Source organism: Pseudomonas sp. NPDC088414 (assembly GCF_044753325.1).
Classification (GTDB): domain Bacteria; phylum Pseudomonadota; class Gammaproteobacteria; order Pseudomonadales; family Pseudomonadaceae; genus Aquipseudomonas.
In genome coordinates this window covers 1-23,688 of sequence record NZ_JBIVMY010000014.1, presented here as the reverse complement: position 1 = coordinate 23,688, position 23,688 = coordinate 1, and the positions used below count along the sequence as shown (strand labels likewise).

The 23,688-nt window shown below is 61.6% G+C and carries 19 protein-coding genes and 1 pseudogene; 8 read left to right on the top strand and 12 right to left on the bottom strand.

The genetic code is table 11. The features are described 5' to 3' along the window. Nucleotides 1–17: 17 nt before the first annotated feature. Genes ACIP8I_RS14275 through ACIP8I_RS14255 form a run of 5 tightly spaced genes read right to left on the bottom strand, consistent with a single transcriptional unit; the run spans nucleotide 18 to nucleotide 5,794 of the window. Nucleotides 18–845: a class I SAM-dependent methyltransferase gene (locus ACIP8I_RS14275; RefSeq protein ID WP_400761915.1), complete on the bottom strand. Its 828-nt coding sequence runs from the start codon at nucleotides 843–845 to the stop codon at nucleotides 18–20. Continuing rightward, on the bottom strand, nucleotides 839–1,993 hold the full coding sequence (locus ACIP8I_RS14270; RefSeq protein ID WP_400761913.1) for an acyltransferase family protein: 1,155 nt from the start codon (nucleotides 1,991–1,993) through the stop codon (nucleotides 839–841). Before ACIP8I_RS14270 ends, ACIP8I_RS14275 begins: the two co-directional genes overlap by 7 nt. Continuing rightward, nucleotides 1,990–2,874: a class I SAM-dependent methyltransferase gene (locus ACIP8I_RS14265; RefSeq protein WP_400761911.1), complete on the bottom strand. Its 885-nt coding sequence runs from the start codon at nucleotides 2,872–2,874 to the stop codon at nucleotides 1,990–1,992. The genes ACIP8I_RS14270 and ACIP8I_RS14265 overlap by 4 nt, the downstream gene beginning before the upstream one ends. Continuing rightward, a complete protein-coding gene (locus ACIP8I_RS14260; RefSeq protein ID WP_400761909.1) occupies nucleotides 2,871–4,175 on the bottom strand; it encodes a glycosyltransferase in 1,305 nt (434 codons plus the stop codon). Before ACIP8I_RS14260 ends, ACIP8I_RS14265 begins: the two co-directional genes overlap by 4 nt. Further along, on the bottom strand, nucleotides 4,169–5,794 hold the full coding sequence (locus ACIP8I_RS14255) for a glycosyltransferase (RefSeq protein ID WP_400761908.1): 1,626 nt from the start codon (nucleotides 5,792–5,794) through the stop codon (nucleotides 4,169–4,171). Before ACIP8I_RS14255 ends, ACIP8I_RS14260 begins: the two co-directional genes overlap by 7 nt. 427 nt (nucleotides 5,795–6,221) lie before the next feature. Here ACIP8I_RS14255 and ACIP8I_RS14250 point away from each other — a divergent pair, with 427 nt between their 5' ends. The 8 genes from ACIP8I_RS14250 to ACIP8I_RS14215 are packed head-to-tail and all read left to right on the top strand — an operon-like array spanning nucleotide 6,222 to nucleotide 15,227. After that, on the top strand, nucleotides 6,222–7,136 hold the full coding sequence (locus ACIP8I_RS14250) for a GDP-mannose 4,6-dehydratase (RefSeq protein ID WP_400761906.1): 915 nt from the start codon (nucleotides 6,222–6,224) through the stop codon (nucleotides 7,134–7,136). After that, nucleotides 7,133–8,101, top strand: coding sequence for a GDP-mannose 4,6-dehydratase (gene gmd, locus ACIP8I_RS14245; RefSeq protein ID WP_367082185.1), 969 nt, complete (start codon nucleotides 7,133–7,135; stop codon nucleotides 8,099–8,101). The genes ACIP8I_RS14250 and gmd overlap by 4 nt, the downstream gene beginning before the upstream one ends. Nucleotides 8,102–8,104: 3 nt before the next feature. Continuing rightward, the gene (locus ACIP8I_RS14240; protein WP_367082187.1) at nucleotides 8,105–9,547 is read left to right on the top strand and encodes a mannose-1-phosphate guanylyltransferase/mannose-6-phosphate isomerase; all 1,443 of its coding nucleotides are present in this window, start codon (nucleotides 8,105–8,107) and stop codon (nucleotides 9,545–9,547) included. Next, nucleotides 9,547–10,344 carry an ABC transporter permease gene (locus tag ACIP8I_RS14235; RefSeq protein ID WP_400761903.1) on the top strand — a complete coding sequence of 266 codons (798 nt, stop codon included), beginning with the start codon at nucleotides 9,547–9,549 and terminating at the stop codon, nucleotides 10,342–10,344. The genes ACIP8I_RS14240 and ACIP8I_RS14235 overlap by 1 nt, the downstream gene beginning before the upstream one ends. Further along, on the top strand, nucleotides 10,344–11,609 hold the full coding sequence (locus tag ACIP8I_RS14230) for an ABC transporter ATP-binding protein (protein WP_367082189.1): 1,266 nt from the start codon (nucleotides 10,344–10,346) through the stop codon (nucleotides 11,607–11,609). Before ACIP8I_RS14235 ends, ACIP8I_RS14230 begins: the two co-directional genes overlap by 1 nt. After that, nucleotides 11,606–12,982: a glycosyltransferase family 4 protein gene (locus ACIP8I_RS14225; RefSeq protein ID WP_400761901.1), complete on the top strand. Its 1,377-nt coding sequence runs from the start codon at nucleotides 11,606–11,608 to the stop codon at nucleotides 12,980–12,982. Before ACIP8I_RS14230 ends, ACIP8I_RS14225 begins: the two co-directional genes overlap by 4 nt. Continuing rightward, nucleotides 12,966–14,096, top strand: a complete 1,131-nt coding sequence (locus ACIP8I_RS14220) for a glycosyltransferase family 1 protein (RefSeq protein ID WP_007960798.1) — start codon at nucleotides 12,966–12,968, stop codon at nucleotides 14,094–14,096. Before ACIP8I_RS14225 ends, ACIP8I_RS14220 begins: the two co-directional genes overlap by 17 nt. Next, nucleotides 14,097–15,227 (top strand): glycosyltransferase family 4 protein, encoded by a 1,131-nt coding sequence (locus ACIP8I_RS14215; RefSeq protein WP_400761899.1) that lies wholly within the window; start codon nucleotides 14,097–14,099, stop codon nucleotides 15,225–15,227. A 110-nt stretch (nucleotides 15,228–15,337) separates the two neighbouring features. Here ACIP8I_RS14215 and ACIP8I_RS14210 read toward each other — a convergent pair whose 3' ends face one another. The 7 genes and pseudogenes from ACIP8I_RS14210 to ACIP8I_RS14180 all read right to left on the bottom strand — a co-directional run. Beyond that, the gene (locus tag ACIP8I_RS14210) at nucleotides 15,338–17,368 is read right to left on the bottom strand and encodes a pyridoxamine 5'-phosphate oxidase family protein (RefSeq protein WP_400761897.1); all 2,031 of its coding nucleotides are present in this window, start codon (nucleotides 17,366–17,368) and stop codon (nucleotides 15,338–15,340) included. A gap of 60 nt (nucleotides 17,369–17,428) precedes the next feature. Continuing rightward, nucleotides 17,429–18,055, bottom strand: coding sequence for a glutathione S-transferase family protein (locus ACIP8I_RS14205; RefSeq protein ID WP_400761895.1), 627 nt, complete (start codon nucleotides 18,053–18,055; stop codon nucleotides 17,429–17,431). Nucleotides 18,056–18,157: 102 nt separating this feature from the next. After that, nucleotides 18,158–19,084 carry a LysR family transcriptional regulator gene (locus ACIP8I_RS14200; RefSeq protein WP_400761893.1) on the bottom strand — a complete coding sequence of 309 codons (927 nt, stop codon included), beginning with the start codon at nucleotides 19,082–19,084 and terminating at the stop codon, nucleotides 18,158–18,160. 75 nt (nucleotides 19,085–19,159) lie between these two features. After that, on the bottom strand, nucleotides 19,160–20,992 hold the full coding sequence (gene glmS / locus ACIP8I_RS14195; protein WP_400761891.1) for a glutamine--fructose-6-phosphate transaminase (isomerizing): 1,833 nt from the start codon (nucleotides 20,990–20,992) through the stop codon (nucleotides 19,160–19,162). 2 nt (nucleotides 20,993–20,994) lie between these two features. After that, nucleotides 20,995–21,771 carry a DeoR/GlpR family DNA-binding transcription regulator gene (locus ACIP8I_RS14190; protein ID WP_047596967.1) on the bottom strand — a complete coding sequence of 259 codons (777 nt, stop codon included), beginning with the start codon at nucleotides 21,769–21,771 and terminating at the stop codon, nucleotides 20,995–20,997. Between the two features lie 160 nt (nucleotides 21,772–21,931). Next, entirely contained in the window at nucleotides 21,932–23,299 is a 1,368-nt protein-coding gene (gene glmU / locus ACIP8I_RS14185; protein WP_400761889.1) for a bifunctional UDP-N-acetylglucosamine diphosphorylase/glucosamine-1-phosphate N-acetyltransferase GlmU, read from the bottom strand. A gap of 117 nt (nucleotides 23,300–23,416) precedes the next feature. Continuing rightward, nucleotides 23,417–23,677 (bottom strand): annotated as a pseudogene (locus ACIP8I_RS14180) (ATP synthase delta/epsilon chain alpha-helix domain-containing protein); the annotation flags it as partial. Between the last annotated feature and the right edge of the window lie 11 nt (nucleotides 23,678–23,688).

Sequence of the window (23,688 nt, the reverse complement as noted above, 5' to 3'; positions counted from 1 at the left end):
ATCCCTGTAGGAGTGACTCAGGGCTTGCGGGCAATGATCACCTGACTCTTCGCCACCACCGCGTCCAGCGCCTGCTTGATCTGCGCACCCCGGGGCGAATCGAGCACCGCTTGCCAGGTGTTGGCCCAATGCTCGAGTAACGGGTGATCCGGGTTGCTGAAATCGACCTTGGCTTCCCAGAACAGCAGCATCCACATCGACCAGTAAAACCCGTACTGGCTGTGGCTGATGATCTCCAGCCCGGCGTCGCTGACCATCGTCTTGAACTGCTCTTCACTGATGATGCGAATGTGGTTGGGCTTCTTGAAATACTCCGGCGCCGCAATGTCCTTCTGCAAATCTTCAGAGCTTGGGTGCGGCACGCTCAACAGGTACAGCGCACCGGACTGGCCGACCCGCACCAGCTCGGCAAGAAACTGCGCCGGGTCGTCGACGTGTTCGATGACTTCGGTGGAGACCACCCGGGTGGCGGTGCCGTCGGCAATCGGCAACGGATTGCAGTCGGTGACATGGCACTCGACGCTGCGCGCCGGGGTATCGCTCAGGCGCTGGCGAGTCGCCTCGACCTTGGCGCCATCGATGTCGGCAATGATGATCTTCGCCCCGCGCATGCCGCAGAAATGCACGTTGCCGCCGTCACCGCAGCCGACATCGAGCAAGGTGTCATCGGCCGTCACCGGGAAGCCCTTGAACAGCTCACCGGTCTCCTGATTGAACCAGCCGCTGAGCTTGGCGTCGTAGAGGCCGAGCATGTATGGATCGACCTTGTCCGCCACCGGGGCGGAAGATTGCGCGGGGGCCGGTGCAGGCGTCGCCGCCGTGAGTTTTTTCAATAGGCTCAGCATGAGGTGGCTCCGGGAGTTGAAACGGCAGTTCGGGACGTATCGAGGCGCTGCACCAAAGCGGCACCGCGATTGCGCATCGGCATTTCGATGAAGCGGTAGTTCAGCTCGCTGAGCAGCACGATCAGGCCGCAGGCGATCAGCAAGGTGAGAATCGGGTGCCCGGCCGGGCTCGGTAAACCGGCAGCCTGCAAGCGGAAGATCAGCTCCCGCACCAGCAGGTAGGCCGGGATATGAATCAGGTAAATGCCGTAGGAGCGACTGCCGATCCACGCCATCAGCCGTTGCAGGTGGCCTGCCGGCAGCAGGTAATCGCGGTTGTACGAGGCGATCCACACCAGCAGCGCACCGAGCACGGCGATCGAGCCGATGCGATAAGGCGCGAAAGTGAAACGGTCGGTGGCCATGAAACTCATCAGCAGTGCCACGCCGATCAGCACTGAAACCCCGGCCCACGGTCGCCGCAGAAACGTCGGCTGCCAGCGCTGCCAAGAAGGTTGCGCACTCCACAGCGCCAGCAGCACGCCGAGCGCCAGCGCATCAGTGCGCACCACCATCAGCAACGGCGTGCGCAGGGTGAACAGTTGCACCGCGACCAGCGCCAGCAAGGCCCAGACCAGATGCTTGCGGCACAGCACAATCAGCAGCGGAAACAGCAGGTAAAACTGCTCCTCCAGCGCCAGGCTCCAGTAGACGAAACTGCTGCCGTATTCGTAATGAAAGAAGCTGTCGGCAAAACGGAAGTTGGCGTACTGCAACACCCCCGCCAGGGTCGCCTGCAGGTTGGCGTGCAAGCTGCCAAAGGCACCGGAGCGGTTGAGAAACACACACGCCAGGAGAATCAGCGCCAGCCACAACCAGGCTGACGGCAACAGGCGAAACACCCGCCGCAGCCAGAAATTGCGCGTCTGCTGCCAGCACTCCTGATGCGTCGTGCAGCCTTGCAGCGCAGGAATCAGACTGCGCGCGATGACAAAACCGGAGATCGCGAAAAACAGATCGACGCCCCACCACGGTTGCGCCCAGCCGTGGATGTTTTCCAGCAGCGGTACCGTGTCGGTGAACAGACTGCCCTGCAAGTGATGGAACAACACGCCGAGGACGGCGACCGCGCGCAACACTTCGATGTCCATGATCCGCCTGGCACTCATGGCTGACTCCCGGCGCCGGTTTCGCCAGCCAGTGGTTTGCGGGCGATGATCACCTGACTTTTGGGCATGAAGCGGTCGAGCATCTGCTTGATTGCCAGGCCATCGGGCTGCGCCAGCAGGTCTTGCCAGGTACGCGCCCAGCTCTCCATCAGCGGCGGGTACGGCGCCTGAATCCGGTCGCGCACCGCGCCACCGAGGTCACGGCCGGCAGCGCGCTCGCTGGCCCAGAAGAAGATCATGCCCATCACCCAGAAGAACCCGCTGGCCTGTCGATGCTCGATCACCAGCCCGGCGTTCTCCACCAGTTCGGCAAAGCGCTGCTCGGTGAAAATCTGCACATGATTCGGTGTCTGGTAATAACTGGCCGGGGCGATGCCCTGTTGCAGATGCTCGCCTACCGGTGCCGGCACACTCAGCAAGTACTGCGCGCCCGGGCGGCCCATGCGCACCAGTTCGGCCATGAACGGTTCCGGCTGATCAATGTGTTCCAGCACTTCCATGCACACCACTTTGCTCGCGCAACCGGCGGCCAGCGGCAATGGCAGGCTGTTGCTGACCAGCCCCAGATTCGGCTTGGTGCTCTGCGCCTCAACCTGCCGCGCCAGATCGCGAACTTTGTCATGTTCGCTGTCGGTGAAGATTACCGAGGCGCCCTGTCGCACCGCGAACAGCGTCGCCACGCCCTCGCCACAACCGACGTCGAGCAAGGTGTCGTCAGCGGTGATCGCGAAGCCCTTGAGCAATTCACCACTGTCGGGCAAAAACCAGCCGTCGAGGATCGCGTCATGCAACCCCACATCCCGTGGCGAAACCTGGCCGGGCGGCTCAGGTGCAACAGGCAAGGGCGCGGGACGCAGGCGTGCAAGCAGGCGCCCGATCATGCGCTCGCGGCTTCCACGGACAACGCTTTGATGGCTTGCGCACGCTGGGCAAAAAACGTCCGCAGACGCTCTTCAGCGCTCGCCTGGCTGCAGAATTTCTGCAGGTTGTGCACGGCATGTCCGGACATCCGCGCGTAGCGCTCGACATCGTTTTTCGCCACCGCATAACTGTCGCGATACGCCGCGCACAGTGAGTCCCAATCGGTCATGTAGCGCAAGGTGCGATAGGCCGCCCGTGGGTCATGGGGCCAGGCCGTCAGCTCCTCGGTGGAAGCGACGATGAACGCGTTGTCGCTGTCGACGTAATCGGCCATCGCCGTGTTCAGCGGCGCAATGGCCGGTTTGCCACAGGACATGAACTCCATCAGCGGCAGGCACTGGCCTTCGCCATAGGAGCTGTTGACTACATAGCTGGTGGCCTGCACCAGTGCCTCGTAATCGGCGTCCGCCAGATAACCGTGAATCAGCACGATCCGGCACTGGTAGGACTGGTTCTTGTACAGGTGATGCAGCATGTCGCTCAGGGCATTGGCGATGTCATGGTGCGTGAGCTTCAGCACCAGGGTCGCATCGGCGACCTCACGGAACGTGGTGCAGAATGCGCTGAGCATGTCCTGCCAGTTCTTGCGCCCGTCATACGGGTTGAACACCGAAGTGTAGACCACGCCGTCCAGTTGCAACTGGCAGTCCTGCGGCGGTCCGGCAAACGACAGCGGCGTGCCTTCGCACAACCCAGGCGGACCATAGGGGCGCAGATCCACCGTGCGGCTGTCGAGCAGCAGACCGCGCAGCTTCAACTGCACCGCTTCGACCACTGGCTGCTTGCGTAACTGCGCACCGCGGGCGGCGAAGCGATCCCACACCGGCGCGGGAATCGCGCAGATCGGATAGTCCGCGCCCATCACCTCACACACGGCGTCAACGGTAAAACTCGAATGGGTAATCGCCATGCCGCAGGCGTTCAACACCACGCGCCAGTCGTGACGCGGTTCGCCGTGCCAGCTCTCGGTGGGGATGGTGCTGAACTCCCAGGCAAATACCGGGATGGTCGGGCAGGCGTAATGAATCGGCGTGCGATGCGGCGGCGAGAACGACAGAAACACGCATGCCTCGCCACGGCTCAGGCAATCGAAGTACAGGCGATCGACCAACTCGTCCGGGTTACTCACTTCAATCACTTGCCCGAGGCGCTCCAGCACCGGGCGGAATTCCTTGAGGACAAAGTAGTAGCTGTATTCGGGCCGGCCAAGGTTCTGCTGGATGTTGCTCTTGTTGGTTTCAGAATGAATGATGATCAGCATGATGCAGCCCCCGCCTCGGCGATCAGCTCTGGGCTTGCACTCGGCGTCAGTTGAAAAAACTGCGCCAGACGCTGCTGCACTGGAGCAAAACTGCAGTACTCGCGCATGCGTTCATTGGCCGCCAAGGCCATGGCCTGATAGGCCTGTGGATCGTTCTTGGCCATGGCGTAACTGTTTTCATAGGCGGTTTTCAACGAGCCCCAGTCCGGGCGATGGCGCAGGGTGCGGTAGAGGATCCGCACATCGTCCGGCCAGATGGTCGGCTCACGGCTGGACTTGACGATGAAACCGACACGCTCGTCGATGTAGTCATGCATCGCCGTATGGTCCGGCGCAATCACCGGACGCGCGCAGGACATGAACTCCATCAGCGGCAGGCACAGACCTTCGCAGCGCGACGCGTTGACGTAGAAACTGGCCGCTCCGTAAAGCCTGGCGAACTCTTCGTCTTCCAGATAGCCGTGCATGACCAGCACCCGGCATGAGAACGGCGACAGCTGCGACAACAAGGTGATCAGGTGCACGTAATAGGTCGCCAGATCGTTCTGCGTCATCTTCAGCACCAGCGTGGCATCTTCGACGTCGCGCATGGCCCAGCAGAAAGCCGTGATCAGGTGATGCCAGTTCTTGCGCCCGTCTTCGGGATTGAACACGCTCACGTACACCACGCCGCTGACCTCGGCCTGCAGCGTGGCGCTGGTGTCCGGCAAGCAGGCCTGTGGGTGCTCGGCCACCGTCGGTGCTTCGACAGTGACCGCTGGCGGCAACGGTTCAGGGGCTGGCGTACGCAACCGGAAGAGCTGGCGGCGCAGAGCGACCGGCAGCAAATCGCGAACGGCTTCGCGATACCACTGCAGCAGGTTGTGCTTGAGCAGAAACAGCGGTCGGTGTTCGTTGGAGGCCGCTGTCGCTCGCCAGCCTTCGCGCAAGTAATGCTTGGTGATGAATGCGCGCCGGCGCAGGGTCAGTTCCGGTGGTGGCGGGACAGGTTCGGACGGCGCAGCGACGTCGACCGGCTCGCTGGCCTCCACTGCCGGCTCGTTGGGCGTGGGTGCAATCAACCCATCGGCGGACAAGCCGAGGGCTCGGCTGTCGATGATGCAGCCCTTGATCTGCAACACCGCCCCTGGGTTCACCGCAGCAGGCGGGAACTGCCGACGCACCCCGGCGAAGCCTTCCCACAAAGGCGTCGGCAACACCAGGACCGGGAAATCTTCGCCCATGGTCCGGCGAATGGCCTCTGCGGTGTGGCTGGACAAGGTGATCGCCCGACCGTGACGGGCCAGGATCCGGCTCCAGTCATGGCGGGCATCTTCTTGATGAGGATCGACCGGGATCGAGTCGTACTCCCACGCAATCACGCAGACCACCGGACATTGCAGGTCGGTCGGGGTTTTATGCGGCGGAGCGAACGAAAGGAAGAGACAATCCTGACCGGCCAGTTGCAACTGGCGGTACAGCGGGTCGACTTCCGCCGCCGACGACACCACGTGCACTTGCCCAAGGCTTTCAAGCACAGGACGGTAGGCCTTGAGCACGAAGTAATAGCTGTATTCCGGACGCCCCAGGCTCTGGCTGATGGAGCGGTCGTTGACGTCCGAGTAAAGAATGAAATTCATGGCATCCCACGGTGCAACCACCATCCCGGCGGTTTCACGCTATGACGGCCAAGCGCTGGAGCGAGTCGGGATCACCGCTGCTCGTCCTTCGTCATGGAGCTCGTCTTCGTTCTTGTTTTAGTGGCTGGTTTCACCCTGTTGCGCAACAACCCCGGCGAACCTGGGGAGATGGCGACGATGGCCATTCTAAACACATCCGTCGCGAATCCGGGAACCGCCCGACGAGAATAAATCAGGCTACGCTGACGAGAACTGACCGGTCACGGTTTGCGCTGTTGAAATTGCTGCGCATTTGGCACAGATTGGTAACAAACAACTACAACAACGACTTCGCCTGCCGTCATGTCGGTCTTTTCATCCGGCCTGACAGACTTCTCCTCAAAGCCTGTGGGAAAGTGGCGAAAGTTAAAGACCAAGGGGTCGCTGTTTGAAAAAGCGTCTGTTCATCACGGGCCTCAGTGGATTCGTGGGACAACATCTCCAGTCGCGTCTGGCTCAGCCGGACTCGACATGGGAGCTGCTGCCTGGCGCTGCACCCTACGATCTCACGGCACCTGCCAGTCTCGTCGACCTGTGGCCACAATTGCCCGACGCGGTGATTCATCTGGCCGGCCAGACCTTCGTTCCCGAAGCCTTTCGCGATCCGGCCCGCACCCTCGAAATCAATCTGCTCGGCACCCTCAATCTGTTACAGGCGCTCAAGGCGCGCGGTTTCCAGGGGACTTTCCTGTATGTCAGCTCCGGCGACGTTTATGGTCAGGTTGCCGAAAGCGCCCTGCCCATCACCGAACTGCAACCGCCCTGCCCGCGCAATCCCTACGCCGTGAGCAAACTGTCGGCGGAATTTCTCTGCCTGCAATGGGGCCTGAGCGAAGGCTGGCCGGTGCTGGTGGCGCGGCCGTTCAACCATATCGGCAGCGGGCAGAAAGACAACTTTGTCATCGCCAGTGCTGCACGCCAGATCAACCGCATCAAACAGGGCCTGCAAGCCGCGCAACTGGAAGTCGGCGACATTGACGTCACGCGCGACTTCCTCGATGTCGGCGATGTGATCTCGGCGTATTTCGCTCTGCTGGAAAAGGGCACGCCGGGGCAGGTCTACAACATTTGCTCGGGCCGCGAGCAAAGCATCCGCAGTCTGATCGAACAGCTGGGCGACCTGGCCGAGATCGACCTGCAACTGGTGCAGGATCCGGCGCGCATGCGCCGTGCGGATCAGCGCCGCGTTTGCGGCAGTCACGCAAGGCTCGCCCAGATCACGGGATGGACGCCGAAAATTTCAACACAACAATCCCTGCGGGCGATCCTGTCCGACTGGGAGCAGCGAGTACGACAAGAATGAAAAGTGCACTGATCACAGGGATCACCGGCCAGGACGGCGCTTATCTGGCCAGACTGCTGCTCGACAAGGGCTACAAGGTTCACGGTCTGGTCGCACGGCGCAGCAGCGATTCGCGCTGGCGCCTGCGCGAGATGGGCGTCGAAGGCGACATCGTCTATCTGGACGGTGACATGGCCGATGCCTGCTCGGTGCAGCGCGCGGTGATCAAGTCGGCGCCGGACGAAGTCTACAATCTGGCTGCGCAAAGCTTCGTCGCCGCTTCCTGGAATCAGCCGGTGACCACCGGCATCGTCGATGGCCTGGGCGTGACCCACCTGCTCGAAGCGATCCGCCAGTTCAGCCCGCACACGCGTTTCTATCAGGCCTCCACCAGCGAAATGTTCGGTCTGATCCAGGCCGAGCAGCAGGACGAGAACACCCCGTTCTACCCGCGCAGCCCCTACGGTGTGGCCAAACTCTACGGCCACTGGATCACCGTCAACTATCGCGAAAGTTTCGACCTGCACGCCAGCAGCGGCATTCTGTTCAATCATGAATCGCCACTGCGCGGCATCGAATTCGTCACTCGCAAGGTCACCGACGCCGCCGCCCGCATCAAACAGGGCAAGCAGCACGAACTGGCCCTGGGCAACATCGACGCCAAGCGCGACTGGGGCTTTGCCGGCGACTACGTCGAAGCCATGTGGCTGATGCTGCAGCAGGACAAGCCTGACGATTTCGTGGTCGCCACTGGCGTCACCACTACCGTGCGCGAGATGTGCCGCATCGCTTTCGATCACGTCGGTTTGAACTACCGCGACTACGTGAAGATCGACCCGGCGTTCTTCCGCCCGGCCGAAGTCGAAGTGCTGCTCGGCAACCCGGCCAAGGCGCAGCGCGTACTGGGCTGGAAGCCGAAAACCGATCTGGACACCCTGATCCGCATGATGATGGATGCGGACATGAAACGCGTCGCCAAGGAGTAGGTCATGCTGATCCCCGTGATTCTGTCCGGCGGTGCCGGTACTCGTCTGTGGCCGGTGTCCCGCGAGGGCCATCCCAAACCGTTCATGACCTTGCCCGACGGCCAGTCGCTGCTGGGCAAGACCTACCAGCGGGCGGCGGCATTGCTTGAAGGCTGGGGTGACATTGTCACGGTGACCAACCGCGAATATTACTTCCAGAGCAAGGATCACTATTGCGCCGCCCATGTGTCGAGGCATCGCGGGCACTTCCTGCTGGAGCCGACCGGGCGCAACACCGCCCCGGCGATTGCCGCCGCCGCCCTGTCGCTGCAGGCGCTGCACGGTGACGACGCGATCATGGTGGTGATGCCCGCCGACCATTTGATCGTTAATCAGCAAGCCCTCAAGAGTGCCGTCGAACACGCGGTCAATCTGGCGAAGGACGGTTATCTGGTGACCTTCGGCGTGCTGCCGACCGCCCCGGAAACCGGCTTCGGCTACATCGAGACCGGCGCACCGCTGGACGCCAAAGGCGCAGCGAAAGTGCAGCGTTTCGTGGAAAAACCCGACCTGCAAACCGCCTCCCATTACCTGGAAAGCGGCAACTTCCTGTGGAACTCGGGCATGTTCTGCTTCACCACCGCGACCCTGATCAACGAACTGCAATTGCACGCGCCAGAGTTGCTGGAACAGACCCGCGCCTGCATGGACGCCAGTGCCGCGGTGGAAACCGTCGGCTGCCTGCAACAGGAACTGTCGCCGACACTGTTCGCTGAGATCACCGACATCTCCATCGATTACGCGTTGATGGAACGTTCAGAAAAAGTCGTGGTGGTGCCCGCCGGTTTCGACTGGAGCGACATCGGTTCGTGGGGCGCGGTGGCGGCGCTGGTGCCGGCCGATGCCGACAACAATCGCGCCAGCGGCGAAGCAGTCTTCATCGACAGCCACAACAACTTTGTGCAGAGCGAAGGCCGGCTGGTGGCAACGGTGGGTGTAGATGACCTGATCATCGTCGACACCGCCGACGCGGTGCTGGTGGCCCATGCTGATCGCGCCCAGGATGTGCGACGCGTCGCCAAACATCTCAAGGACAAATCCCACGAAGCCTATCGCCTGCATCGCACGGTCAGCCGTCCATGGGGCACCTACACCGTGCTCGAGGAAGGCCCGCGCTTCAAGATCAAGCGCATCGTGGTCAAGCCCGGCGGCAAGCTGTCACTGCAAATGCACCATCACCGCAACGAACACTGGGTGGTGGTCGAGGGCATGGCCAAAGTCACCAACAACGGCAGCGGCACGCATCTGGTGGCCAAAAACGAATCGACATTCATTGCCGCCGGACACCGGCATCGCCTGGAAAACCCCGGGGTGATCGACCTGGTAATCATCGAGGTGCAAAGCGGCGAATACCTCGGTGAAGACGACATCGTGCGCTTCGAAGACCAATACGGCAGGACGGTTTGATGCTGCTTTCCCTGTACCGCTCGCTGCGCAGCTACCGCGGATTCATCCTCGGCAGCGTCAAGCGGGAGTTTCAGGCGCGTTATCGCAATTCGCTGTTCGGCGCGCTGTGGACCGTGCTCAACCCGTTGTCGATGATCGTCGTGTACACGGTGATCTTTTCCCAGATCATGCGCGCGCGCCTGCCGGGGGTCGATGACGGCCTGGCTTACAGCGTGTACCTGTGCGCCGGTCTGCTGACCTGGGGACTGTTCGCGGAAATCACTTCGCGCAGCCAGAGCATGTTTCTGGAAAACGCCAATCTGCTGAAGAAAATCAGCTTCCCGCGCATCTGCCTGCCGGTGATTGCGCTGCTCAACGCAGGGATCAACTTCGCGATCATTCTCGCGCTGTTCTTCGGTTTTCTGCTGATCAGCGGGCGCCTGCCCGGCATGGCCTTGCTGGCGCTGATTCCACTGTTGCTGGTGCAGGTGATCTTCGCCGCCGGGCTGGGGATGATCCTCGGCATTCTCAACGTGTTCTTCCGCGATGTCGGGCAGATGTTCGGCATCTGCCTGCAGTTCTGGTTCTGGCTGACACCGATCGTTTACCCGCTCTCGATCCTGCCGCCGGGCATCCAGCACCTGATCAGCCTCAACCCGATGACGGCACTGATGACCAGTTACCAGAACGTGTTCCTCTACAACCAGTGGCCGGACTGGTCGTCACTGCTGCCGTTGCTGATCCTCGGCCTGCTGTTCTGCGCCATGGCCCTGCGCCTGTTCCGGCAACGTGTCGGCGAAATGGTGGATGAACTCTGATGGGACATATACGCGTCAGCGGCCTGGGCAAGGCCTACAAGCAATACCCCAATCGCTGGAGCCGGTTGTTCGAGTGGCTGGTGCCGTTTTCCGGCACCCGACACCACTTGCACTGGGTTCTGCAGGACATCGATTTCGAGATTCAACCCGGTGAAGCGGTCGGCATCGTCGGGGTCAACGGCGCGGGTAAAAGCACGCTGCTGAAGATGATCACCGGCACCACGCAACCGAGTTGCGGGCAGATTCAACTGCAAGGCCGCGTCGCCGCGCTGCTGGAACTGGGCATGGGGTTTCACCCGGACTTCACCGGCCGCCAGAACGCGTTCATGGCCGGCCAGTTGCTGGGCATGCAGGTCGAAGAGATCGAAGCGCTGATGCCGCAAATCGAGAGTTTTGCCGAAATCGGCGAAGCCATCGATCACCCGGTGCGCACCTACTCCAGTGGCATGCAAATGCGCCTGGCCTTCAGCGTTGCCACCGCCCGACGTCCAGACATCCTGATCGTCGATGAAGCACTGTCGGTGGGCGACGCCTACTTCCAGCACAAAAGCTTCGAGCGCATCCGCAACTTCCGCAAGGCCGGTACCACGTTGCTGATCGTGTCCCACGACCGCTCGGCGATTCAGTCGATCTGCGACACCGCGATCCTCCTTGAGAACGGCCGCCTGGCCATGCGCGGCAAACCCGAAGAGGTCATGGACTACTACAACGCCATGCTTGCCCAGCGCGAAGGCCAGATCGTGCGCCAGGAAATGCTCGCCAACGGCCAGGTGCAGACCATTTCCGGGACGGGTGAGGCGGGGATTGTCAGTGTGCGTCTGCTCGACGCTCAAGGGCGCAGTCTGGAAGTGGCGGAAGTCGGCCAGCCGGTGGTGCTGGAAGTTCAGACCGCAGTGCGCGAGGACATCGAACGGCTGGTGCTGGGCTTTCTGATCAAGGACCGCCTCGGCCAGGCAATCTACGGCATCAATACCCATCGCCAGGACCAGGCGATCAGCGACCTGAGCGCCGGTGAGCAGGTGACGTTCCGCTTCGCCTTCGACATGCGCCTGGGCAAGGGCAGCTATTCGGTGGCGCTGAGCCTGTCGCGCCTGGATTCGCATCTGGATCGCAACTTCGAATGGCGCGATTACGGTCTGGTCTTCCACGTCATCAACAATCGTCAGGAAGACTTCGTCGGCTGCTCGTGGCTGCAAGCCCGGACCGAGATCAGCCGCTCCAGTGAAAACACCGAGCAACTACCTGATAGGGAAATCTCGCAATGACACGACTGTTGGTGGAGTGCACCTACGTTTTCGAACACCCGTCCGCCAACTCGGGCATTCAACGGGTAGTGCGCAACGTCATTCAACAGTTGCCCGACGCCGACCGCGAGCGTGAATGTATCCCGGTGGTGATGCTCGACGGCGCTCTGTATCAGGTTAAAAGCCTGGCGCCGATCAAAACCCCGAAAATCAATCTGACCAGCCTGCGGGTGAAGCTCGAACAATGGGCCAACGGCTTCTGGCTGCGCCATCGCGCTCTGGAACGACGCTGGCCTTTCAGCCGGTCACATTTCACCCGGCGAGTGTTGTACGTACTCTGCCGACTCACCGCGTTCGCCTGTTTCAGCCTGCCGATGCGCGTGCTCGGGCGCCTGCTCAAGGGCAAGCCGGTGCCCGAGCGTTGCGTGCCATTGCAACATCAGGCCGGCGATCAACTGGTATTGCTCGACTCGTCCTGGCACGCCAACTTTTTCCCCTTGGCCGAACAACTCAAACGCGACGGCGTCGGTATCGTTTCGGTGATCTACGACCTGATCCCGCTGACCCATCCACAGTTTTGCGACGCGGGTCTGGTCAAGGTGTTCAACGACTGGTTCGACTGGATCGCGCGCACGGCTGATGGCTATGTCGCGATCTCGACCACCATCCGCGATCAGGTGCGCCAGGAGATGCTGCGCCGGATCGGCACGCAACAGGTGCAGCAGCGCTGGTTCGATTATTTCCACCTCGGTTCCGAACTGGACCTGACCGACGCCTCAGCGGAGGTCGATCGCAACCTGCTGAACCTGTTCAAGACCCCTGAACCGGTATTCCTGATGGTCAGCACCATCGAGCCGCGCAAGAATCACGCCTACCTGCTCGATGCCTTCGAACAGGCCTGGGCTGCCGGCTCCAGGGCGCACTTGTGCATTGCCGGGAAAATCGGCTGGAAGTGCGAGGCGCTGATCGAGCGAATCCGCCAGCATCCACAACTGAACCGTCGCCTGTTCATGTTCAACTCGCTCTCGGACAAAAGCCTTGAGCACGCCTATTCCCACGCCACGGCGCTGGTATTCCCGTCGCATGTCGAAGGGTTCGGCCTGCCCCTGGTGGAAGCCATGCAGCGCGGGCTGCCGGCGATGGCCAGCGACATCCCGGTGTTTCGCGAAATCGGCGGCGATTACATGGCGTATTTCGATCTGCACAACCCGCAGAGCCTTACCGACCTGGTGCTCGGGATGGAGCGCTCGGGGCAGTTTCCGGCGCCCATGAGCCTGGACCAATGGCGTTGGCTGAGCTGGCGCGAAGCAAGCGCGCAACTGGTGCAGCGCATCGAGCGCAACCTGAACCATCCACTGCCCGCGTCCGAAGGCCAGCATGCGCATTGCTCTTAACGCGCGGATTCTTCAGGCGCCACGTACCGGCATCGGCCATTACGTCGCCGAACTGGTCCGCGCCTTGCGCGACACAACCGATATCGAGGTGGCGTTGTTCCACGGCTGGGGCTGGAGCTCGGCCTTGCCGGAAGCGGCCATGCCCGGCTACTCGCGCCTGACGCCACTGTTGCGGCAGATCCCCGGCGCCTATCAGGCACGGCGCTGGCTGGAGCAGAAACGTTTCGATCAGGGCCGTGCGCAAGGCATCGATCTGTATCACGAGCCAAGCCTGTGGCCGCTGGCCTTCGACGGCCCGACCGTGATCACTCTGCACGACCTGACTCACCTGCACTTTCCTGACAGCCAACCGGCGGCGCGTCTCAAGGAAATCGAACGGCGCCTGGCGGCTGGCGTGCAACAGGCGCAACGGATCATCACCGACTCGCAGGCGATAGCCGACGAGGCGCAGGCTTGTTTTGGTCTGCCGGCCGAGCGTTTCGTGGTGGCGCCACTGGGGGTAGCCGAGCGTTTTCATCCACGGGAGTCGCACGCCATCGAGGCAGTGCTCAAGGCGCATGCCGTCGCCCCGCGCGAATACTTCCTGTGTGTCGGTACCCTGGAGCCGCGCAAGAATCTGAGCCTGGCGCTGCGTGCCCACGCCCTGCTACCGGAGGCCGTGCGCCAGCGTTTTCCGTTGCTGATCGTCGGCATGGCCGGTTGGCAACAGGCACAGTTCAGCGACGAACTGCGCCAGGCCCTGTCTTCAGGACATGTTTGCCTGCTCGGCTATCTGCCGGATGAACAGGTCGCACAACTGCTGGCCGGCGCCCGGGCGCTGGTGTTTCCGTCGCTGTATGAAGGATTCGGGTTACCGGTACTGGAAGCCATGGCCAGTGGCACCCCGGTGATCCTCACCCGTTCTTCAGCGATGCCGGAAGTCGCCGGCCCGGCAGGCAACTACATTGAATCAGACGATGCACACGGCTTGCGCGATGCGCTGAACCGCCTGATCGACGATCAAGCGCATTGGCAGGCCTGCCGAGAAGCCGGATTGCACCGGACGCGGCTATTTTCCTGGGAACGTTGCGCACAGGCCACCGCCAGTGCCTACCGCCAGGCCATGGGAGGCTGAATGCGAGTTCTTCATTTCTTCAAGACGTACCTGCCAGATTCGGTCGGCGGCATCGAACAAGTGATTTTCCAGCTCTGCGAAAGCGGCGCGCATCACGGCATCGACGGCCAGGTGCTGACCCTCAGCGCTGACCCGACCCCGCCGGTGGTGCAACTGGGTCAACACGAAGTGCATCGCGCCAGACTCGACATCCAGTTCGCCTCCACCGGTTTTTCCTGGAGCGTGTTCAAACAGTTTCGCGAACTGGCCGCCGAAGCCGATGTGGTCAACTACCACTTCCCGTGGCCGTTCATGGACTTGGTGCATTTCGCCAGCGGCATGAACAAACCGAGCGTGGTGACCTATCACTCGGACATCATTCGCCAGAAGCATCTGCTCAAACTCTACCGGCCGCTGATGAACCGCTTCCTTGCCAGCGCCGACCGGATTGTCGCGGCCTCGCCGAACTACCTGCACACCAGCGATGTGTTGCAGCAGTTCCAGGACAAGACCCGGGTGATTCCGTACGGTTTGAACAAGGCCGGTTATCCACAGGCCGACCGCGAACGGATGAATCGCTGGCGCCAGCAGCTTGGGGATAAGTTTTTCCTGTTCGTCGGAGTCATGCGTTACTACAAGGGTCTGCACATCCTGCTCGATGCCTTGAAGGACGTGGACTATCCGGTGGTGATCGTCGGCGCCGGGCCGCTCGAGCTGGAGTTGCACGCCCAGGCTGCCGCGCTGGGTTTGCGCAATATCCACTTCCTCGGGCGCCTGGGCGATGAAGACAAGGTCGCCCTGCTGCAACTGAGCTACGCCATCGTGTTCCCGTCGCACCTGCGTTCCGAAGCGTTCGGCATTTCGCTGCTCGAAGGCGCGATGTACGGCAAACCGATGATCTCCAGCGAAATCGGCACCGGCACCAGTTACATCAATATCCACAACGAAACCGGGCTGGTGGTGCCGCCGAGCAATCCACAGGCGTTTCGCGAGGCGATGCGCACCCTCTGGGAAGACCCCGAGCGTGCGGCGGCCATGGGCGTCAAGGCCGAGGCGCGCTACCGGCAGCTGTTCACCGCCGACGAGATGGGCCGCAAGTGGACCGAGTTGTACCAGGAACTGCTCGAAGAAAAGGCCCTGTCCTACGCCTGACCCGCCACAACACCGATCCCCTGTAGGAGCTGCCGCAGGCTGCGATCTTTTGATTCTGGGTTTTTTAAAATCAAAAGATCGCAGCCTGCGGCAGCTCCTACAGGGGGGCATTACAGATCCAGTACCAACGGCCGCTCGCTCTGCGCCGGCACCGCGCAGCAAATCAGCACCTGCCCCGCTTCCGGCATGTCTGCCGGTGGCTGTGGATAATTCACTGCGCCACTGATCAACCGCGTCTTGCAGGTTCCGCACGAACCTCCACGGCAACTGAACTCGGGGCGCAAGCCACGGCTTTCTGCGAGCTCCAGCAGACTGCCGCCGTCCGGCTGCCAGCGCGCTTCCTTGGCAGAGCGTTCGAACATCACCGGCACTGACGTGATGGCTGCGGGTGGTTGCTCGATGACCAGCGCATCCGGGTCCGGCTGGCGCTTGAGCGTCGACGGGCCGAAGGTTTCGGCATGGATCCGCGCGTCGCGAATGTCCAGCTCACGCAGGCTGTCGTAGATGCTTTGGGTAAAAGCGCCGGGACCACAGACAGCAAAATCGATCTGGTCGTAGTCCTCGACCTCCAGCAGATCGCGCAGCAATGCGCTATCAATGCGCCCATGGCGGTCGAAATCCTCGCCCTCGTGCACATCGGCTTCCGGCTGGCTGAGCAGGCGAATCACCCGTACCGAATCGCCGGCAGTTTCCAGCAAGCGATCCAGCTCTTGGCGAAACGGCTGATCGGCCAGGCTGCGTGAACTCTGCAGCAACCACGTCGGCCGAATCCGCCGGGTGCGCAGGCCTTGGTACACCACCTCGCGCAGCATCGACAGCAACGGTGTAATGCCAACCCCCGCCGCCAGCAGCACCAGCGGCCGCTGTTCCAGCGGTGCCACGGTGAAGTGCCCCTGTGGCGCCCGCGCCTCGAGGATATCGCCGACCCGGATCTGCTGGTGCAAATGGCCTGAGATCAAGCCCTCGCGTTTCACACTGATGCGCAGGAAATCATCCGATGGCGCACTCGACAGGCTGTAAGTACGGATATGCGTTTCACCGTTCAGGGTGAAGCGCAGCGGCAGGTGCTGCCCGGCCTGAAACACCGGCATCCCCGCGCCGTCGTCCGGTTGCAGATAGATCGAGCGGATGTGCTGGCTCTCCCTTTCGATGCGGGTCACCCGCAGCGGCCGCCAGCGGTCACCCAATGCCTTGGCCTGCAAGCGTGCATCGGCCTGAGCCCAGGTGCCGGTCAACAGGCTGGTGGGCGACATGCCGTCGAAGCGCCAGCGCAAAGCCAGCGCCGCCGGGCGCCGCACCAGCCTCTCTACCTCGAATGTCCACAGGCGCTCGGCGCCCTGGAACGCTTCTATCTGCGGCCCTTCAAGGATGATCTCGGTCCGCCCGCTCAGTTGCAGCACATCGCCTGTGGAAAAGTCGATGAACAGCAGGCCCGCCTTGGGATTGAGCAGCAGATTGCCGAGCGTATTGAAGTGCAGATTGCCGGCAAAATCCGGGATGGTCAGGCGATTACCTTCGACCCGGACAAACCCGGCCTGCCCACCGCGATGGGAAACATCTACCGCACGTTGTCCGTCCGCGTCGACGTAACTGGCGACGAAAAAGGTGTCGGCACCTTCGATCATCGCTCTGGCTGCGTCATCAAGACCGTCGCCGTGCTGCGCGGGCCGAGTCTGCGGATCGCTCAGCGGCACGCGCTGGAACTGGCGCAGTTGAATGTATTGCGGACAATTGCCAAAAGCCTGATCCACGCTCACCTCAAAACCCCGCGCGGTCAGATTATCGACATGACCGTTGAGGCGATTGCGGCGGCGAGTATGCAATTCAATGCCGAGCAACCCGATCGGTTCGCCATTGCGCAATTGCGCTGGATCATCGGCAGCGGGTTGGCTGACGAAATGCAGGTGCTCGGGATCAGGCGAATGAGCAAACCCCGGTGCGCCTTCCAGCACGCTGGCCCATGGACGCCCGTCAGCATCGACCGCGCCGTACAGCATGAACGGTAATTGCGCATAAAATGCGCGGTGCTGATCCGGCATCCAGTCGCGAATCACTTTTCGGCCGAAGGCCTCCATGCGCTCGGCAACACCGACATGGGCCTGCAGTTGTTGCTCGCCAGCGTGCCACGGTGAACGTTCCATCACGCATCTCCCCGCGCCGCCGGCGCACTGTGGATAACTCGATCGGATCGGGCCGAACCTTCAGGCTGTCTTCTGCAGACCGGCGACCGTGCGCGGCATGCCGACAAAACCGGGCAAGGCTTCGACACGCGCCAGCCAGGCACGCACGTTGGCGTAGTCGTCCAGCGACACGTTGCCTTCCGGCGCATGGGCGATGTAGCTGTAGGCGGACACATCGGCGATGGTCGGCTCGCTGCCGGCCAGATACGGGGTCTTGCCCAGCTCCACCTCCATCACCTTGAGCAGGTTGTGCGCACGGGTAATCGCTTCTTCAGCATTCAACTGTGCGCCAAACACCGTCACCAATCGTGCAGCAGCAGGTCCGAAAGCAATCGGCCCTGCAGCGGCCGACAACCAGCGCTGCACCCGTGCCGCACCGACCGGATCGGTTGGCAGCCAACGACCGTGGCCGTACTTCTGCGCCAGATACACCAGAATCGCGTTGGAGTCGGCCAGCACCACACCGTCATCGTCGATCGCCGGCACCTGACCGAAACTGTTGATCGCCAGATACGGCGCCTGCTTGTGCTCACCCTTGGCCAGATCGACCAGGATCAGCTCGGTCGGCAGTTGCAGCAGGGACAACATCAGCTCCACCCGATGGGCGTGGCCGGAACGCGGGAAGTTGTAGAGTTTGATCGCTTGCATGGTCGACTCCGCTGGAGAGGGCGCCTTTCGGGATGGCAGCGCCGATGGAGGCCATCTTCCCCTCATCCTTGAAGCAACAGAATCACCAGCAATCGCAATCGATTATTTCACTGGATGAAATAACGCCGCGTTCTGCAGCGCCGGATGCTCGCGCAAGGCCTTCACCGCATGGTCGACAAAACTGCGCACCCGCACCGGCGCCTTGCGTCCACCCTGATACACCACATGAATCGGCAGCGGTGGCAGTTCGAAATCAGCCAGAACAATTTCCAGTTCACCGGCGGCCACCTTGCCGGCGACCTGATAGGACAACACCCGGGTCAGTCCCAACCCCAGGCAGGCCGCAGTAATCGCCGCTTGGTTGGCGGTGACCACCAGCCGAGGCTCGGGTCGCACGCTGAGCGCTTCGCCCTGATCCATAAACGGCCAGTTGCGTAACTGGCCGATGGCCGAGGTCGCCACCACCGGCGCACCGGCCAGTGCCTGCGGATGCGCGGGACGGCCGTGTCGAGCCAGATAGGCCGGCGAACCACAGATCACCCGCCGTACTTCGCCGACCCGGATCGCGTGCTGATTGCTGTCCGGCAACTCACCGATACGCACCGCGACATCGATGCCCTCCTCGACCATGCTCACCACCCGATCAACCAGCAACGCATTGATCGAAACGTCCGGGTATTGCGTCAGATAAGCCGCCATCAGCGGTGTGACAAACAGCTCGCCGAACAATACCGGCGCAGTCACCGTCAATTGCCCGCGGGGCTGGGCGTGACTGCCCGCCGCCGAATCCTCGGCTTCCTGCACCTCGGCGAGAATTCTCCGACAATCTTCCAGATAACGCTGACCAGCCTCACTCAGGTGCACAGTGCGCGTGGTGCGAATCAGCAACTGCGTACCGATACGCTGCTCCAGCGCCGCCACGGCGCGGGTGACACTGGCCGCGGACAAGCCAAGACGTCGCGCCGCCGCCGAGAAGCCCTGCTCCTGGGCCACGGTGGCGAAGATCTGCATTTCCTGGAAGCGGTCCATGGAGGTCCTCGATTCAGATACAAAAATCGCAGCCGAGGCTGCGATTTTTGCGGGTCAATGTCAGCTGTGGATAACTTATTCCACCGTCACCGACTTCGCCAGGTTGCGTGGCTGGTCGACGTCGGTGCCCTTGAGCACGGCGACGTAGTACGACAGCAGCTGCAGCGGGACGGTGTACAAAATCGGCGAAAGGATGTCGTGGATGTGCGGCATCTGCACCACGTGGGTGCCTTCGCCGTTGGTCATCCCGGCTTTCTCGTCGGCGAACACGATCAGTTCACCACCACGGGCGCGAACCTCCTGCAGGTTGGACTTGAGCTTCTCCAGCAGTTCGTTGTTCGGCGCCACGGTGACCACCGGCATGTCGTTATCCACAAGCGCCAGCGGTCCGTGCTTCAATTCGCCAGCCGGATAGGCTTCGGCGTGGATATAGGAGATTTCCTTGAGCTTCAAGGCACCCTCCATTGCGACCGGGAACTGCGCGCCACGGCCGAGGAACAGGGTGTGGTTCTTCTCGGCGAACAGCTCGGCGATTTTTTCCACGGTGCTGTCCATCGCCAGCGCTTCGCCCAGACGGGTCGGCAGACGACGCAACTCTTCCACCAGCGTGGCTTCAACGTCTTCGCCGAGCGTGCCGCGGACCTGACCCAGAGACAGGGTCAGCAGCAACAGGCCGACCAGTTGTGTGGTGAAGGCTTTGGTCGAAGCCACACCGATTTCGCGACCGGCCTGGGTCAGCAAAGTCAGGTCGGACTCACGCACCAGCGAGCTGATGCCGACGTTGCAGATCGCCAAGCTGGCGAGGAAGCCCAGCTCTTTGGCGTTGCGCAGCGCGGCCAGGGTGTCGGCAGTTTCGCCGGACTGAGAGATGGTGACGAACAGGGTGTCCGGCTGCACCACCACCTTGCGGTAGCGGAATTCGCTGGCGACTTCGACCTGGCACGGAATGCCGGCCAGCTCTTCGAGCCAGTAACGCGCAACCATACCGGCGTGGTAGCTGGTACCGCAGGCGACGATCTGCACGTTGCGCACTTTGGCGAACAGTTCGGCAGCCTGTGGACCGAAGGCCTGCACCAGTACTTGATTGTTGCTCAGGCGACCTTCGAGGGTACGCTGCACCACGACCGGCTGTTCGTGGATTTCCTTAAGCATGTAGTGACGGAATTCGCCCTTGTCGGCGGCTTCGGCACCGTCGCTGTACTGTACGGTCTGGCGCTCAACGGCGTTACCGTTCACGTCCCAGATCTGCACGTTATCGCGGCGAATTTCGGCGATATCGCCTTCTTCCAGGTACATGAAGCGGTCAGTCACCTGGCGCAGGGCCAACTGGTCGGAGGCGAGGAAGTTCTCGCCCAGGCCCAGACCGATCACCAACGGGCTGCCACTGCGCGCGGCAACCAGGCGATCCGGCTGTTGTGCGTTGATCACGGCCAGACCGTAGGCACCGTGCAGTTCCTTGACCGTGGCTTTCAGCGCGACGGTCAGGTCAGGCTGATCCTTGAGTTTATGGCTCAGCAGGTGCGCGATGACTTCGGTGTCAGTGTCCGAAGTGAACACGTAACCCAGCGCTTTCAGTTGCTCACGCAGGGCTTCGTGGTTCTCGATGATGCCGTTGTGCACCACGGCGATATCACCGGAGAAATGCGGGTGCGCGTTGCGCTCGCAAGGTGCACCGTGGGTCGCCCAACGGGTGTGGGCGATACCGAGACGGCCAACCAGCGGCTGTGCGGCCAGCGCCGCTTCCAGCTCGCTGACCTTGCCCGGACGGCGCATGCGCTCGAGCTTTTCATCGTTGGTGAAAACTGCCACACCGGCGCTGTCATAGCCGCGGTATTCAAGGCGCTTGAGGCCTTCAAGCAGGATGGCGGTGATATTACGTTCAGCTACTGCGCCGACAATTCCACACATGCTTATTTCTCCTGACTGACAGCCGCGCAAATCACGGTGATACCGCGGGCCTGAATCTGATCGCGCGCATCTTCAGGCAGGCGATCATCGGTAATGAGGGTATGGACGCTGCTCCACGGCAGCTCCAGGTTGGGAATCTTGCGGCCGATCTTGTCGGCCTCGACCATCACGATCACTTCCCGCGCCACGTCGGCCATCACCCGGCTCAGACCGAGCAACTCGTTGAACGTGGTGGTGCCGCGCACCAGATCGATACCATCGGCGCCAATGAACAACTGGTCGAAGTCGTAAGAGCGTAGTACCTGCTCGGCGACCTGGCCCTGAAAGGACTCCGAATGTGGATCCCAGGTGCCGCCGGTCATCAGCAGCACCGGCTCGTGTTCGAGTTCGCTCAAGGCGTTGGCGACATGCAGGGAGTTGGTCATGACCACCAGACCCGGCTGCTGGCCAAGTTCGGGAATCATCGCGGCAGTGGTGCTGCCACTGTCGATGATGATGCGGGCGTGTTCGCGGATGCGTTTGACGGCAGCACGGGCAATCGCCTGTTTATACTTCGAAACGCTTTGGCCAGGTTCCGCGACCAGTTCCTGCGGCATGGTGATCGCCCCGCCGTACCGGCGCAGCAACAGACCATGGCTTTCCAGCGCAGCCAGATCCTTGCGGATCGTAACTTCCGAGGTTTCAAAACGCTTGGCCAGTTCATCCACACTGACTTCGCCCTGCTCATTGAGCAAGGCGAGGATGTTGTGCCGGCGTTGAGGCGTGTTGCGTTTCGACATGGCGACTTAAGTTTCGATTCGAAAGATAACGGAAGCAATCAAAACCTATTGCCTTTCAATCGTCAAGCTCAGGTCATAAAAAAATCGCAGCCCCCCGGCATCCAGTGTAGGAGCTGCCGAAGGCTGCGATCTTTTGATGGTAAAGCCCGCTGTGAATAACTCAGCTCTTCTTGATTTTCTCCGGCCGCTTCCAGCCGTCGATATTTTTCTGCCGCGCCCGACCAACAGCCAACTGCGCGTTATCCACATTCTGCGTAATGGTCGAGCCAGCCGCGGTGGTTGCCCCCGACGAGATATCCACAGGCGCGACCAACGAGTTGTTGGAGCCGATGAACACGTCCTCGCCCAACACGGTTTTCCACTTGTTGGCGCCATCGTAATTGCAGGTAATGGTGCCCGCGCCAATGTTGGTACGTGCGCCAATTTCCGCGTCGCCCAGATAGGTCAGATGCCCGGCCTTGGCGCCCTCGCCCATGCGCGCGTTTTTCAGTTCGACAAAGTTACCCACATGCGCGCGTGCTTCGAGCACCGTGCCCGGACGCAGACGGGCGAACGGACCGGCATCACTGCCTTCGCCAAGAACTGCGCCTTCGATGTGACTGTTGGCTTTGACCACCACGCCTTTGCGCAGGGTACTGTCCTTGATCACGCAGTTCGGACCGATCACCACATCGTCCTCGATGACAACATTACCTTCGAGAATCACGTTGACGTCGATCAGCACATCACGACCGACGGTGACTTCGCCGCGCACATCAAAACGCGCCGGGTCACGCAGGGTCACGCCTTGCGCCATCAGACGGCGACCGGCGCGCAACTGGTAATGCCGCTCGAGCTCGGAGAGTTGCTTGCGATCGTTGGCGCCCTGCACTTCCATCGGGTCGTGCGGTTGTTCGGTGGCTACTACCAAACCATCGCTGACCGCCATTTCGATCACGTCGGTCAGGTAGTACTCGCCCTGTGCGTTGTTATTCGACAGGCGGCTCATCCAGTCGGCCAGGCGATTGGCCGGGACGGCGAGAATGCCGGTGTTGCCTTCAGTGATTGCGCGCTGGGCTTCGCTGGCATCTTTATGCTCGACGATGGCAGCGACCTTCCCGTCAGCGTTGCGCACGATGCGGCCGTAACCGGTCGGGTCTTCCAGCTCGACGGTCAGCAGGCCCATCTGGCCCGGTACGACGTGCTTGAGCAGGCGCTGCAGGGTTTCAACTTCAATCAACGGCACGTCGCCGTAGAGAATCAGCACGGTGTCGGCGCTGATGAACGGCACAGCCTGAGCGGTTGCATGACCAGTGCCCAATTGCTGGTCCTGCAGCACGAAATTCAGATCGTCCGCCGCCAGACGCTCACGTACCACATCGGCACCGTGGCCGATCACCACATGAATGCGTTGTGGATCGAGCTGCCGTGCGCTGTGGATAACATGCCCAAGCATGGAATTGCCGGCAACCGGGTGCAGCACTTTCGGCAACGCCGAACGCATACGGGTACCTTGACCTGCCGCGAGGATAACGATTTCGAGAGACATGACTGGCTACCAATCCTGGGTGGTCAGCAACTGCGACCGGGTTGTTAAAATCGGAAAAGAAAAAAGGGTAGCCGAGGCTACCCTTTTTTATCAATCGCACAACAAGCGGCTGACGGATTAACCGCCAAACTTCTTGCGGATCTGCTGGACGGTGCGCAGCTGAGCTGCAGCCTCGGCCAGACGTGCGGACGCAGCTCCGTAGTCGAAATCTGCGCTCTTCTCGTGCAAAGCAGCTTCGGCAGCCTTGAGAGCTGCCTGGGCTTGAGCTTCATCCAGGTCGGCGGCACGTTGCACGGTATCGGCAAGCACCTTGACCATGTTCGGCTGAACCTCGAGGAAACCAACGCAGAAGTAGAACACATCGGCATCCCCGCCTTGCTAGATCAGCC